This is a genomic window from Sinomonas cyclohexanicum (genome assembly GCF_020886775.1).
GTDB classification, from domain to species: domain Bacteria; phylum Actinomycetota; class Actinomycetes; order Actinomycetales; family Micrococcaceae; genus Sinomonas; species Sinomonas cyclohexanicum.
This window is the reverse complement of sequence record NZ_AP024525.1, coordinates 1,857,424-1,870,174: the sequence shown is the minus strand read 5'-3', so window position 1 is coordinate 1,870,174 and position 12,751 is coordinate 1,857,424. Positions and strand designations below refer to the sequence as shown.

Annotated in this window: 10 protein-coding genes and 1 pseudogene; 5 read left to right on the top strand and 6 right to left on the bottom strand. The window is 70.8% G+C overall.

Annotated elements, in window-relative coordinates:
- Positions 1-35 precede the first annotated feature (35 nt).
- Entirely contained in the window at positions 36-1,742 is a 1,707-nt protein-coding gene (locus tag SCMU_RS08955; RefSeq protein ID WP_229232634.1) for a serine/threonine-protein kinase, read from the bottom strand.
- A 117-nt stretch (positions 1,743-1,859) separates the two neighbouring features.
- Here SCMU_RS08955 and lipB point away from each other — a divergent pair, with 117 nt between their 5' ends.
- From lipB to SCMU_RS08940, 3 genes are all read left to right on the top strand, one after another.
- Positions 1,860-2,528: a lipoyl(octanoyl) transferase LipB gene (gene lipB, locus SCMU_RS08950; RefSeq protein WP_229232633.1), complete on the top strand. Its 669-nt coding sequence runs from the start codon at positions 1,860-1,862 to the stop codon at positions 2,526-2,528.
- Positions 2,525-3,535: a lipoyl synthase gene (gene lipA, locus SCMU_RS08945; RefSeq protein WP_229232632.1), complete on the top strand. Its 1,011-nt coding sequence runs from the start codon at positions 2,525-2,527 to the stop codon at positions 3,533-3,535. Before lipB ends, lipA begins: the two co-directional genes overlap by 4 nt.
- 98 nt (positions 3,536-3,633) lie before the next feature.
- Positions 3,634-4,350, top strand: a complete 717-nt coding sequence (locus SCMU_RS08940) for a DUF4191 domain-containing protein (protein WP_229232631.1) — start codon at positions 3,634-3,636, stop codon at positions 4,348-4,350.
- 137 nt (positions 4,351-4,487) lie between these two features.
- Here the strand turns inward: SCMU_RS08940 and SCMU_RS08935 are convergent, their stop codons facing one another.
- On the bottom strand, positions 4,488-4,922 hold the full coding sequence (locus SCMU_RS08935) for an RDD family protein (protein WP_229232630.1): 435 nt from the start codon (positions 4,920-4,922) through the stop codon (positions 4,488-4,490).
- Positions 4,923-5,192: 270 nt separating this feature from the next.
- Between SCMU_RS08935 and glnA (SCMU_RS08930) the strand changes: the two are divergent.
- Positions 5,193-6,651, top strand: a pseudogene (glnA, locus tag SCMU_RS08930) (type I glutamate--ammonia ligase).
- Positions 6,652-6,741: 90 nt separating this feature from the next.
- On the opposite strand, the gene SCMU_RS08925 reads toward glnA (SCMU_RS08930), so the two are convergent.
- The 3 genes from SCMU_RS08925 to glnA (SCMU_RS08915) are packed head-to-tail and all read right to left on the bottom strand — an operon-like array spanning position 6,742 to position 11,532.
- Entirely contained in the window at positions 6,742-7,068 is a 327-nt protein-coding gene (locus SCMU_RS08925; protein ID WP_229232629.1) for a cupin domain-containing protein, read from the bottom strand.
- Between the two features lie 21 nt (positions 7,069-7,089).
- Positions 7,090-10,182: a bifunctional [glutamine synthetase] adenylyltransferase/[glutamine synthetase]-adenylyl-L-tyrosine phosphorylase gene (locus SCMU_RS08920; RefSeq protein WP_229232628.1), complete on the bottom strand. Its 3,093-nt coding sequence runs from the start codon at positions 10,180-10,182 to the stop codon at positions 7,090-7,092.
- A 9-nt stretch (positions 10,183-10,191) separates the two neighbouring features.
- Positions 10,192-11,532 carry a type I glutamate--ammonia ligase gene (gene glnA, locus SCMU_RS08915; RefSeq protein WP_229232627.1) on the bottom strand — a complete coding sequence of 447 codons (1,341 nt, stop codon included), beginning with the start codon at positions 11,530-11,532 and terminating at the stop codon, positions 10,192-10,194.
- Between the two features lie 76 nt (positions 11,533-11,608).
- On the opposite strand from glnA (SCMU_RS08915), the gene panB reads away from it, so the two are divergent.
- Positions 11,609-12,481, top strand: a complete 873-nt coding sequence (gene panB, locus SCMU_RS08910) for a 3-methyl-2-oxobutanoate hydroxymethyltransferase (RefSeq protein WP_229232626.1) — start codon at positions 11,609-11,611, stop codon at positions 12,479-12,481.
- Positions 12,482-12,515: 34 nt separating this feature from the next.
- Here the strand turns inward: panB and SCMU_RS08905 are convergent, their stop codons facing one another.
- Positions 12,516-12,704, bottom strand: coding sequence for an SPOR domain-containing protein (locus SCMU_RS08905; protein WP_229232625.1), 189 nt, complete (start codon positions 12,702-12,704; stop codon positions 12,516-12,518).
- Positions 12,705-12,751 lie beyond the last annotated feature (47 nt).

Sequence of the window (12,751 nt, the reverse complement as noted above, 5' to 3'; positions counted from 1 at the left end):
CGACCCACGGATTTCCCACGGTGATCGCGCGACGCTCACGCGGCGGCGATGCTGGCGACCTTCCAGCCGTGGGCACCGCGCTGCAGCAGGACCCGCAGCTCCTGATCGAGTCCCGCCGGGCGCTCCCCCACCGTCGCGCCCGTGCTGTCCTTCACGGCGTACCCGCTCGTGACGATCCTCGCGCGCACGACGGCGGTCTCCGCGCCGGCCGCTCCCTGTCCGCCGGCGGCGGACTGCTCCTCGAGGACCGCGCTCAGGACGCGCGCGCTGAACCCCTCGAGCCGCTGTCCATCCGCGGCGAGCTGGTCCAGCAGCGCCTCATCGGTCGAGCCCGCCGCGGATCCCGGGGCGTTGACGGCGGAGAGCAAGCCGCGGTCCTGGGCCGCGATGGCGCGGGCACGAATCTCCGAGAGCGCTTGGACCGCCTGCACCGGGTCGGCCGACTCGGCAGACCGACGCAGCCCCTCGGGCAGAGCCGCCCAGCCCAAGGGGCCGTCGGCCGTGGCGGCGCTGTCCGAGGTGCTGCTGCCCTGTGGCCGCGCCGCCCCGTGGCCCGATCCGGCCACGTGGCCCGTGGTTCCGCCGAGGGAGCCGATCCACCACGCGGCGGCCAGCACTGTCACAACGGCGAGCACGCCCGCGCCGGACCACGCGAGCCATGTCCGCGGGCGCCCCTCTCGCGGTCTTCCCCGCTGCCCGCGGGGTCCGCGCCCAAGGGCCTGTGCTCCCCGCGGCACGTTCGAGCGGCGGCGCCCCGATCCCAGCAGTCGGCCGCGGCCGGCGGCGGGCTCCTGACGCCGCGTGAGGAGCTCGGGGAGGACGCTCGCGTCAACCGACGAGGAGAGGTCCACCTGCGCGGGGCGGGCGCTGCGGAGGACCGACCGCGCGAGTTCCTCCGCGGAGGGTCGCTGCCGCGGATCCTCACGGAGGGCCGCCTCGATGGCCGCCGCCAGTTCGGCCGGCACGTCCTCGATGATGAGCGGGAGCGGCGGCCTCGCCTCCGTCCGGGCAGGCGGCGCACCGGTGAGGGCGAACCAGGCCACGGCGCCGAGCGAGAAGACGTCGCCCGCAGCGGCGAGCGCCGCCGGCCGCAGTGCACCCGCACCGCCCGGCTCTGCGGCGTGGCGCACGGAAGCAGTCGCGGGAGCCACCGCCGCATGGGGTGCATGGAAGCCGGGCGTCCCGCCTCCGTCCCCCGCGGCGTCGCCGACCATGCGGCCCAGGCCGAAGTCGGCGAGCAAGGGCTTGCCCTCCACCGTGAAGAGGATGTTGCCGGGCGAGACGTCGCCATGGGCTGTGCCGTCGGCGTGGAGGACCGCGAGGGCCTGAGCGATCGGCGCCACGACGGTAACGCACTCCCCGATCGGGAGGCGGCCCCGGGCCTGAAGCAGACGTCCGAGCGACCCTCCGGGCGCGTAGTCGGCCAGGATCGCGACGGCAGGCGTCCCCGAAACCTCGGCAGGCAGCGCGCCATGCACCGGCAGGATGTGGTCGTGGGGCCGGGCCTGCGCGATCCGCACCTCCTTCCGCGCCCGCTCGAGCGCCTCAGACGCGTGGTCCGGGGAGGCGCCGGATGGGGCGAGGATGAGCTTCGCGGCACACTGCCTGCCGGTCCCGGAGTCCCGCAGCAGCCAGACGGTGCCGGTGCCGCCGGCACCAATGGGACGCACCGCCTCGTAGCCGGGGAGCGCGGGCCGTGGACCGCGCTGGGCGTCCGGCTGAGGATGGCTGAGAGCGTCCATGGCTCATGTCTACCGCAGATCGCCGCGCGGCCGCAGAAGTTATCCACAGGCCCGGGCCGATGCGACCCTCATCACACTCTTCGGGCTGCCTTGGGGCCGAGGACTAAGCTTGTCGGCATGACTCTTGCGTTCACCCGGCTGGGACTCGCGCCTGACTACGTCGAGTACTCCGACGGTCTGGCCGCCCAGCGCGAGCTCCACGACGACGTGGCGGCGGGAACCGCCCCCAGCACCGTCCTCCTCCTCGAGCACTCCCCGGTCTACACGGCCGGCAAGCGCACCGAGGACCACGAGCGTCCGCTCGACGGCACCCCGGTGGTCCCCGTCGACCGCGGCGGCAAGCTCACCTGGCACGGCCCGGGCCAGCTCGTGGGCTATCCGATCGTCCGGCTCGCCGAGCCCCGCGCCATCCGCGCGTACGTCGAGCTCCTCGAGGACGTCATGATCACCGTCATCTCCGAGTACGGGATCAAGGCCGAGCACGTCGACGGGCGCTCCGGCGTGTGGGTCCGCGCCGACGAGCGAGGCGGGGACCGCAAGATCGCGGCCATCGGCATCAGCGTCCACGAGGGCGTCACCGGCCACGGGTTCGCGATCAACGCCAGCAACAGCCTCGAGCCGTACAGCCAGATCATCGCGTGCGGCATCACCGACGCCGGCACCACCACGATCTCGGCTGAGTGCGGCCGCCTGGTCACCCCCGCCGACATCGTCGATCGCATCACCGAGGAGCTGTCCCGCCGCGCGGGCGAGTTCGTCGCCCAGACCGAAGGAGCCCACGCATGACCCTCGCGCCCGAAGGCCGCCGCCTCCTGCGCATCGAGCAGCGCAACTCCCAGACCCCGGTGGAGCGCAAGCCCGAGTGGATCAAGGCCAAGGTCCAGATGGGCCCCGAGTTCATCCAGCTCAAGAACCAGGTGAAGAAGGAGGGGCTCCACACCGTCTGCGAGGAGGCCGGCTGCCCCAACATCTTCGAGTGCTGGGAGGACAAGGAGGCCACGTTCCTCATCGGCGGCTCCGAATGCACCCGGCGCTGCGACTTCTGCCAGATCGACACCGGCAAGCCCTCCCCGCTGGACCGCTTCGAGCCCACCAAGGTCGCCCGCTCCGTGCAGTCCATGGCCCTGCGCTACGCGACCGTGACCGGCGTGGCCCGCGACGACCTCGAAGACGAGGGCGTCTGGCTCTATGCCGAGACCGTCCGCAAGATCCACGAGCTCAACCCCGGCACCGGCGTCGAGATCCTCATCCCCGACTTCTCCGGCAAGCCCGAGCACATCACCGCGATCTGCGAGGCCAAGCCCGAGGTCTTCGCGCACAACGTCGAGACCGTCCCGCGCATCTTCAAGAGCATCCGCCCCGCGTTCCGCTACGAGCGCTCCCTCGACGTCATCACCCAGGGACGCGACCAGGGCATGGTCACCAAGTCGAACCTGATCCTGGGCATGGGCGAGACCCGCGAGGAGGTCTCCCAGGCCCTGCGCGACCTGCACGAGGCCGGCTGCGACCTCATCACCATCACCCAGTACCTGCGCCCGTCCGAGCGGCACCACCCCGTCGAACGCTGGGTCAAGCCCGAGGAGTTCGTCGAGCTGTCCCAGGAGGCAGAGGAGATCGGCTTCCTCGGCGTCATGAGCGGCCCGCTCGTGCGCTCCTCCTACCGCGCCGGGCGCCTCTGGGCCACCGCGATGCGCAAGAAGGGCTGGGAGATCCCGCCCCAGCTCGCACACATCGAGTCCTCCGGCACCACCCGCCAGGAAGCCGCCACACTGGTAGCCGCCCGGCACGCGTGAGCCGGCCGCGCGCCGTCGTCCGCGAGAACACCGCTGAGGCAGGGCGCCCGTCACCGGGCGTCCTGCCTGGCGCTGTGGTGGCCTAGAATTGAGTCACTATGGCGAAGAGCACCAACACCCCCTCGGACAGCGCTCCGAAGAAGGCTAAGAAGCCCAACGGCTTCCAGCAGTTCCTCCAGGTCTTCCAGATGACCCGGAAGGCCGATCCCAACGCCGTGTGGCTCATGCTGCTGGTGTTCCTCGGGGTCACGGCCGTGAGCCTGCTGATCGGCTTCCTCCTGGACAACTGGATCACCGGTCTGATCATCGGCATCCTGCTCGGCATCCTCGGTGCCGTCTTCATCCTGAGCCGCCGTGCCGAACGCGCTGCCTACGCCCAGATCGAAGGCCAGCCCGGTGCCGCCGGCGCCGCCCTCAACTCGCTCCGCCGCGGCTGGATCGTCGAGGAGCAGCCCGTCGCCGTCAACCCCCGCACGCAGGATGTCGTGTTCCGCGCCATCGGCCGCCCCGGTGTCGTGCTCGTCTCCGAAGGGCCGAGCGCCCGGGTCCGCCCGCTCGTCGACGGCGAGCGCAAGCGACTCGCCCGCATCCTCCCGAACGTCCCGATCCATGTGATCGAGACCGGCCGCGATGAGGGCCAGACGCCCCTCCGCAATGTCGCGAAGGCCATGAACAAGCTCAAGCCCGAGCTCACCAAGGTCGAGGTCGCCGCCGTGAACAAGCGCATCGGATCGCTCGGAACGCGGCTCCCGATCCCCAAGGGCATCGACCCCTCGCGGATGCGGCCCGACCGCCGGGCGATGCGCGGGCGCTGACCCCCCGCCGGCGCGAACCACACACCGATCCCGCAGGCCGAACAGGCACGCGACCACGGGAAGGGCCCCGGCAGCGCTGCCGCCGGGGCCCTTCCGCGTCGGCGGGCGCGTTCCGGCGCCAGCCAGACTCGCCGTACTCAGAGGCGGGTGACGACGGTACCGGCCGCCTTGTCATGCAGGCCGCGCTGGTCGAGGTCGAAGACCACGGCGGGGATGACGAGGCACAGCAGGAGGGTGCGGAGGGCTGCACGGGGGATCCCCACCGGCCCGCCATCGAGGCGACGCACCTTGAGCCCCGCGATGCGGTGCCCGAGCCCGAATCCCACCAGCCCCACGAGGAGGATCTGCTCGACCGCGAACACGAGCAGGATGGACATCTGGCTCCCGCCGAAGAACGCTGCGGCGACGGCGTAGGAGGCGGCCCAGTCGATGCACAGGGCCAGCACGCGACGGCCCGGCCGCCCCACCGAGCCCGGCCCGGAGCGCGGCATGCCGAGGCGCCTGCCCGGATAGTCGCCCTCTTCGAGCTGGGGGCCGCTGATCCAGGATCCGATGTCTTTGCGCTCGATCACCCGTCCATTCTAGGAGTCATGGGCATTCCAAAGGGCACGGGCATTCCACCAGATGCGGGGCCTCCGATCAGGTGCTGGCCTCCTGCCCCGGCTGCCGCTAGCGTTTACACGGCAAGGGCCCGCGTAACTTCGCTGAAACAATGCCGACACGGACGGGAAATCCCTTCCTCGTAGTGTGGACGCAGTTGCAGCGAGGCGTTTCGCCGCTGACCAATGCAGAGCCTGCGTGTGCCTACGGCCCGCCTCTGTCCACCCGCGTTAGGAGTACAGATGTTCAAGTCTGCGGACGAAGTCCTCAAGTACATCAAGGATGAAGACGTCAAGTTCGTCGATATCCGCTTCACCGACCTGCCGGGCGTCCAGCAGCACTTCAACATCCCGGCCAAGACCGTCGACGAGGACTTCTTCGACAATGGCCAGCTCTTCGACGGCTCCTCGATCCGCGGCTTCCAGGGCATCGCCGAGTCGGACATGCAGCTCATCCCGGACGTCACGACCGCCTTCGTGGACCCGTTCCGTGTCGAGAAGACGCTCGCGCTGAACTTCTCGATCGTCAACCCGCGCACGGGCGAGCCCTACCACCGCGACCCGCGCGGCGTGGCCGAGCGCGCCGAGGCCTACCTCGCCTCAACCGGCATCGCGGACACCGCGTTCTTTGCCCCCGAGGCCGAGTTCTTCGTCTTCGACAACGTCCAGTTCGAGTCCTCCCCGCAGGGTTCCTCTCGACCGTCGGCCTCCCCGCGAGGGCCTCGGGTTCCTTCTACAAGGTCGACTCGATCGAGGCACCGTGGAACTCCGGCGCGAGGAAGAGGCGGCAACCTCGGAACAAGACCCGTTCAAGGGCGGCTACTTCCCGGTGGCGCCGGTGGACCACCAGGCCGACCTGCGCGACGCCATGTGCCTCGCGCTCGACGCCGCGGGCCTCGAGGTCGAGCGCTCGCACCATGAGGTCGGCGCCGCCGGCCAGGCCGAGATCAACTACAGGTTCTCGACCCTCGTGCGCGCCGCGGACGACCTGCAGAAGTTCAAGTACATCATCAAGAACACGGCCCTCGAGTGGGGCAAGGCAGTGACGTTCATGCCGAAGCCGATCTTCGGCGACAACGGCTCGGGCATGCACTGCCACCAGTCGCTCTGGAACGGCGGCGAGCCGCTCTTCTACGACGAGAAGGGCTACGCCAACCTCTCCGACCTCGCCCGCTGGTACATTGGCGGCCTGCTCAAGCACGCCTCCGCGGTGCTCGCCTTCACGAACCCGACCGTGAACTCCTACAAGCGCCTCGTCAAGGGCTTCGAGGCCCCTGTCAACATGGTGTACTCGCAGGGCAACCGCTCCGCCGGCATCCGCATCCCGATCACGGGTTCCAACCCGAAGGCGAAGCGCATCGAGTTCCGCGCGCCGGATCCCTCGTCCAACCCGTACCTCGCGTTCGCCGCCCAGCTCATGGCCGGGATCGACGGCATCCGCAACCGCATCGAGCCGCCGGCCCCGATCGACAAGGACCTCTACGAGCTCCCCGTCGAGGAGGCCCGCGACATCCCCAAGGCCCCGGGCTCGCTCGAGGAGGCGCTTGAGGCCCTCGAGGCGGACAACGAGTTCCTCCAGGCCGGCGGCGTCTTCACGCAGGACCTCATCGACACCTGGGTCGCGTACAAGCGCGAGAAGGAGATCATGCCGCTCTCGCTGCGCCCGAACCCGTACGAGTTCGAGCTCTACTTCGGCTGCTGATCCGCGCACGACGGCGCCCCTCGGCTCCCGCTGCTGGCCAGCGGAAGGCGGGGGGCGCCGTCGTATGTCCTGGTGGTGGGGCGCCGTCGCCTACCCCGCGACGGTCGTGAGGATCCCCGTCGAGTCGCCCTCTGCCGTCACGTCATGCCGTGGGCCGGGCAGGACACCCACTTGTCCCGCGGTGAGCCTGACCTCTGCCGTCTCCGAGCGCACCACGAACGTCCCGGCCAGGACGTGCAGGGTCGCGGCGGCCGGCTTTGCATGGTCCCCGAGCACCTGTCCGTCCAGGATCGCCAGGAGCGTGTGGCGGAGCAGCCCGTCCCGCAGCAGGGCCCGGGCGCTGCGCCCATGGGGGCTCTTGCGCGCCCTCTCGAGCTCCTCCGCGGCCGCGGCCGCGACATTCACCAGATCGTGCATGGAGTCGTCCTTTCTCGCCGATCACTCCCCGACGCCGTAGAAGCGCCGCTCGAAAACATGCCGCGCGCGGCGGGTCACGTTGAGGTAGTGCTGCTCGAACGCCGTCGCCCGGTCTGGGGCGTAGCCGCACCACCGGGCGACCGCCTCGAGGTCCCGCCGCGACGTCGGCACGAGGTCCGAGGCGCGGCCGCTCCATGCGACGTTGGCGCTGCGGATGCGGCTCGCGAGGCGCCATGCCTCCGCGAGGAGCTCCGACTCGTGCGGCGGGATCAGGCCAAGGTCCGTCGCGGCCGAGAGCGCCTCCAGCGTGCCGGTCGTGCGCAGCTCGGGGTGCCGGGCAGCGTGCTGGAGCTGCAGCAGTTGGACCAGCCATTCCACGTCGCTGAGCCCGCCTCTGCCCAGCTTGACGTGGCGGGACGGGTCCGCTCCGCGTGGCAGCCGCTCGGCCTCGACCCGGGCCTTGATGCGCCGGATCTCCCGCACGGCCTCCGCGCTCAGCTCCTCCGGGTACCGCACCGTGTCGACAAGTGCGATGAAGTCGGCCGCCAGCGCGTCGTCGCCCGCCATGGGGCGTGCCCGCAGGAGGGCCTGGGCCTCCCAGACGAGCGCCCACCGGCGGTAGTACTCGGCGAAGGAGTCGATCGAGCGCACGAGCGGCCCGTTCTTGCCCTCGGGGCGCAGGTCCGCGTCGAGGGACAGCACCCGTTCCGCGAGGACTGGCGGCTTGAGCGGCTGGGTGAGCAGTGCGGACAGGCTCCCGACGATGGAGAGGGCCTGGCGCTGCGCGGCCCCCGGGTCGGCCCCCGGAAGCGCGCGGTGTACGTAGATGACGTCGGCGTCCGAGCCATAGCCGATCTCACGCCCGCCTTGGCGCCCCATCGCGACCACGAGGACGTGGGTGAGCAGCGCGCCGTCGGCCGCCTCGGCCTCCCCTTCGGCGACGCGCAGCGCGCCCAGGACCGCGGCTTGGTCCGCGTCAGAGAGCGCGCGGCCCACCGACTCCGTGTCGAGGACGCCCGAGCTGTCCGCGAGGGCGATGCGGAGGATCTCGCGCCGCCGGATCAGCCGCACGAGCCGCATGGCCGCGGACGGTTCCTCGTGCCGCGAGAGCTTGGACTGGATCTCCTGCCACTGCGCTTCCAGGGACAGGGGGACAAGGTCGTCGTCGCTCCCGAGCCACTTCACCGACTCGGGCGAGACCTCGAGGAGGTCCGCGATGAGGCGGGAGTCGGCCAGGACATGGGAGAGCCGCTCGGCCGCGGCCGAGGAGTCCCGCAGGAGTCCGAGGTACCAGTGCGTTGTGCCGAGCGCCTCGCTCACGCGGCGGAAGGCGAGCAGGCCGCCGTCAGGATCGGCCCCCTCGGCGATCCAGCCGAGCAGCACGGGCAGCAGCTGCCGCTGGAGCGCCGCCCGCCGGCTCACGCCCGCCGTGAGGGCCTCGATGTGCCGCATCGCGCCCTGGGGGTCGCGATATCCGAGGGCCGCGAGCCGCGCCTGGGCGGCCTCCGGGGTCAGCCTGGCCTCCGCCGGACTCAGGTGGGCCACCGTATTCAGCAGCGGCCGGTAGAAGATCTGCTCATGCAGTTCGCGCACGCGCCGCTTGGTGCGCTGCCACGTGTCCAGGAGCTGTTCCGGGGATGCACGGCCCGTCTCGAGCACTCCCTGGGCGGCCCGGGCGAGCGCCCTGAGGGCGTCCTCGGACGTGGGCATGAGGTGCGTGCGCCGGAGCTTGGACAGCTGCAGCCGGTGCTCGAGCAGGCGCAGGTAGCGGTAGGACGAGTCGAACTCCCCCGCCGCCGTCCGGCCGATGTATCCGCCCGCCGCGAGCGCGGCGATGGCCGAGGTCGTGTCCCGCACGCGCAGTGACTCGTCACTGCGCCCGTGGACCAGCTGGAGGAGCTGGACCGTGAACTCGACGTCGCGCAGGCCGCCGGCGCCGAGCTTGATCTGGCGATCCGCCTCGGCGGCGGGGATGTTGTCGGTCACCCTCCGGCGCATCGCCTGGACCGATTCCACGAAGCCTTCACGGCCGGCCGAGGCCCAGACGAGCGGGCCGACGGCAGCCTCGTAACGTTCGCCGAGGCCGCGGTCTCCTGCGATGCAGCGGGCCTTGAGCAGCGCCTGGAACTCCCAGCTTTGGGCCCAGCGCTCGTAGTACGCGAGGTGTGACTCGAGGGTGCGCACGAGCGGCCCCTCGCGCCCCTCGGGCCGCAGATTCGCGTCGACCTGCCACAGCGCGGGCTCCCGGCCGGTCGACCACACCGCGCGTGCCATGCCCGTGGCGAGCATCGTGCCGATCTGGACCGCCCGGGCCGGGTCGATCGGGCCCGTGCTGCGCGCCGGCTCGCCATGCCCCGGCGTGCTGTGCTGTGCCGCACCTGTCGCGCCGTCGGCCTCGATGACGTAGACGACGTCCACGTCCGAGATGTAATTGAGCTCGCGGGCGCCGCACTTGCCCATCCCGATCACGGCGAGGGCGACGGCGGCGACGTCCTCGCGCCCGAAGCTCGCCTCCGCCTCGGCGCGGGACACGGCCAGGCCCGCCTCGAGGGCTGCCCCGGCCAGATCCGAGAGTTCCGCGGCAGCGGTGGGGAGGAAGTCCGTCGGGGATGCCGAGCCGAGGTCCCGCAGCGCGAGCTCGCACAGGTGCCGGCGGTATGCGATGCGCAGGGCCGCATAGGCCTCGGGGCCGGTCGCTGCCGCGACGGGCCGGGCGGAGCCCGGGTCGGCACCGACGGACCGCAGAAGAGACTCCCGGAGCGCTCCGGGGTCGGCGCCCACCGGCTCAGGTGAGACCGGCTGATTGAAGACGTCGGAGTGCTCGGGGTGGCGGATCAGGAACTCGCCGAGTGCCTCCGAGGCGCCGAGGAGCCTGAACATCGGTTCGCTCCGTCCGGGGCCTGCCTCCACGAGGGCACGGGCCACGGGCGTGCGCTCAATGAGCCGGACGAGAGCCAGGAGGGCCCCGTCCGGGTCGGGGGCGGAGGCCAGGCCCTCGAGGAGCGCCTCCATCTCGAGGCCCTCGAGTTCTCTCGCCGCGAGGAACCGCTCCGCCCGCACCGGGTCTGCTGACCCCAGCGCGATGAGTCGGCGCGTCAGGCTCGGAGCGGCCACGTGGCGCCCCTAGAGGATGCCGAGGTTGCGGTGGAGCTCGTAGGGGGTGACCTCGAGCCGATACTCGTTCCACTCCTGCCGCTTGTTCCGCAGGAAGGCGCCGAAGACCTGCTCGCCGAGGATCTCGGCCATGAACTCCGACTCCTCCATGACGTTGACGGCGTCGTGCAGGCTCGCGGGCAGGGGATCATGGCCGAGCACGCGGCGCTCGGCGCTGGTCAGGGCCGAGATGTCGTCATCCGTCGCGGCCGGGAGCTCGTACTCCTCCTCGATGCCCTTCAGGCCCGCCCCGAGGAGCACGGCGTAGGAGAGGTAGGGATTCGTCGCGGAGTCGATGCCGCGGTACTCGATCCGCGCACTCTGGTTCTTCCCGGGCTTGTAGAGCGGCACCCGGACCAGTGCCGAGCGGTTGTTGTGGCCCCAGCTGAGGTAGCTCGGAGCCTCGCCACCGCCCCACAGGCGCTTGTAGGAGTTGACGAACTGGTTCGTCACGGCCGTGAACTCATTCGCGTGACGGAGCAGGCCGGCGATGAAGTGGCGGGCCGTCTTGGAGAGCTGGTACTCCGCCCCGGGCTCGTGGAACGCGTTGCTGTCCCCCTCGAACAGCGAGAAGTGCGTGTGCATCCCGGAACCGGGGTGGACCGTGAAGGGCTTGGGCATGAACGTCGCGTAGCCGCCCTGCTGGATCGCGACCTCCTTGACCACCGTACGGAACGTCATGACGTTGTCCGCGGTCTGGAGCGCGTCGGCGTAGCGGAGGTCGATCTCGTTCTGCCCGGGGCCGCCCTCGTGGTGGGAGAACTCGACCGAGATCCCGACGGCCTCGAGCATGTTGACGACCGTCCGGCGGAAATCCTGGGCGACGCCGCCGGGGACGTGGTCGAAGTACCCCCCGTAGTCCGCCGGCACGGGTGCCCCGTCGGGTCCGAGCTGGTCCGACTCAAGCAGGTAAAACTCGATCTCGGGGTGCGTGTAGCACGTGAAGCCCATCTCGGCGGCCTTCGCGAGCGTCCGCTTGAGGACGCTGCGGGGGTCGGCCGGCGAGGGCTCGCCGTCCGGAGTGAGGATGTCGCAGAACATGCGGGACGTCGGCTCCGTCTCGCCGCGCCACGGGAGGATCTGGAACGTCGAGGGGTCCGGCTGCAGGAGCATGTCGGATTCCGACACGCGTGCGAGTCCCTCGATCGAGGAGCCGTCGAATCCGAGCCCCTCCTCGAAGGCCCCCTCGACCTCGGCCGGAGCAAGGGCCACCGACTTGAGCGAACCGACCACGTCGGTGAACCAGAGCCGGACAAAGCGGACGTCACGTTCCTCGATGGTCCGGAGCACGAACTCCTGCTGACGATTCATGGGGTCTTCGCATCCTTATGGTTGGGCCCTGCACGCTCACCCCCACTCTACTGAAGCATCGACTAATCTCGTCCCTATGGCCCCCACCACGAGTTCCGACGAATCTCCGGCGCCCTACGGCAGCGGACCCGCGCTCTCACCGCGGACCGGCCGCACGAGGATCCACCACCTGGCCCAGGCGAAGGAGCGAGGCGAGCACTTCGCCATGCTCACGGCCTACGACCAGTACACCGCGGCGATCTTCGACGAGGCGGGCATCGAGGTGCTCCTGATCGGCGACTCCGCCGCCAACAACGTCTACGGGCACGAGACGTCGCTGCCGGTCACGGTCGACGAGTTGATCCCCCTCGTGCGCGCCGTGGCCACCTCGGCGCCCCACGCCCTCGTCGTGGCAGACTTCCCGTTCGGCAGCTATGAGGCGTCCCCCGGACAGGCCATCGCCACGGGCGTCCGGTTCATGAAGGAAGGCCTGGCGCACTCCGTGAAGCTCGAGGGCGGCGCCTACTACGCCGACACGGTCCGGGCCATGGTCCAAGCAGGCATCCCGGTCATGGCCCACATCGGCTTCACCCCGCAGAGCGAGCACGCCCTCGGCGGGTACCGCGTGCAGGGCCGTGGCGACGACGCGGAGCGCCTCATCGAGGACGCGAAGGCCCTTGAGTCGGCCGGGGCCTTCTGCGTGCTCATGGAAATGGTCCCCGCGGCCACGGCAGCAGCCGTCGACGCCGCGGTGACGGTCCCCACCATCGGCATCGGCGCCGGGAACGCAACGACCGGCCAGGTGCTCGTGTGGCAGGACATGGCAGGCCTGCGCGGCGGCCCCGGCGTCAAGGTCGCGAAGTTCGTCAAGCGGTACGCCGACCTTCGCTCGAGCCTGCTCGACGCCGCGCGTCAGTACGGCGAGGACGTGCGCTCCGGGCAGTTCCCGGGCCCCGAGCACTCGTTCTGAGTCCCCCGGGGCCGCGGGCACGGGGTCTCTGCGTTCAGTCCCGGTCGCTCCAACCGTCGCCGTCCGCGTCCGAGGGGTCCCAGGCCCGATTGCGCTCCTTGACCTTCTCGAGCGCCTTCTCGGCCTCTTCGCGCGTCTTGTACGGCCCGATCAGCTGCGTGTAGTCGCTCTGCGCGTCTTCCTCGACCTCATGCGTGCGGACGTTGTACCAGTACTCGACCATGTTCGCGCCTTCCTTTGGGACCCGCGTGACATCGGGTCATTCAAAGC

Coding starts and splice junctions, on each gene's coding strand:
- lipB (WP_229232633.1), top strand. CDS start 1,860: ATGACTCTTGCGTTCACCCGGCTGGGACTCGCGCCTGACTACGTCGAG.
- SCMU_RS08925 (WP_229232629.1), bottom strand. CDS start 7,068: ATGCACGATCTGGTGAATGTCGCGGCCGCGGCCGCGGAGGAGCTCGAG.
- panB (WP_229232626.1), top strand. CDS start 11,609: ATGGCCCCCACCACGAGTTCCGACGAATCTCCGGCGCCCTACGGCAGC.
- SCMU_RS08940 (WP_229232631.1), top strand. CDS start 3,634: ATGGCGAAGAGCACCAACACCCCCTCGGACAGCGCTCCGAAGAAGGCT.
- SCMU_RS08955 (WP_229232634.1), bottom strand. CDS start 1,742: ATGGACGCTCTCAGCCATCCTCAGCCGGACGCCCAGCGCGGTCCACGG.
- glnA (WP_229232627.1), bottom strand. CDS start 11,532: ATGAATCGTCAGCAGGAGTTCGTGCTCCGGACCATCGAGGAACGTGAC.
- SCMU_RS08905 (WP_229232625.1), bottom strand. CDS start 12,704: ATGGTCGAGTACTGGTACAACGTCCGCACGCATGAGGTCGAGGAAGAC.
- lipA (WP_229232632.1), top strand. CDS start 2,525: ATGACCCTCGCGCCCGAAGGCCGCCGCCTCCTGCGCATCGAGCAGCGC.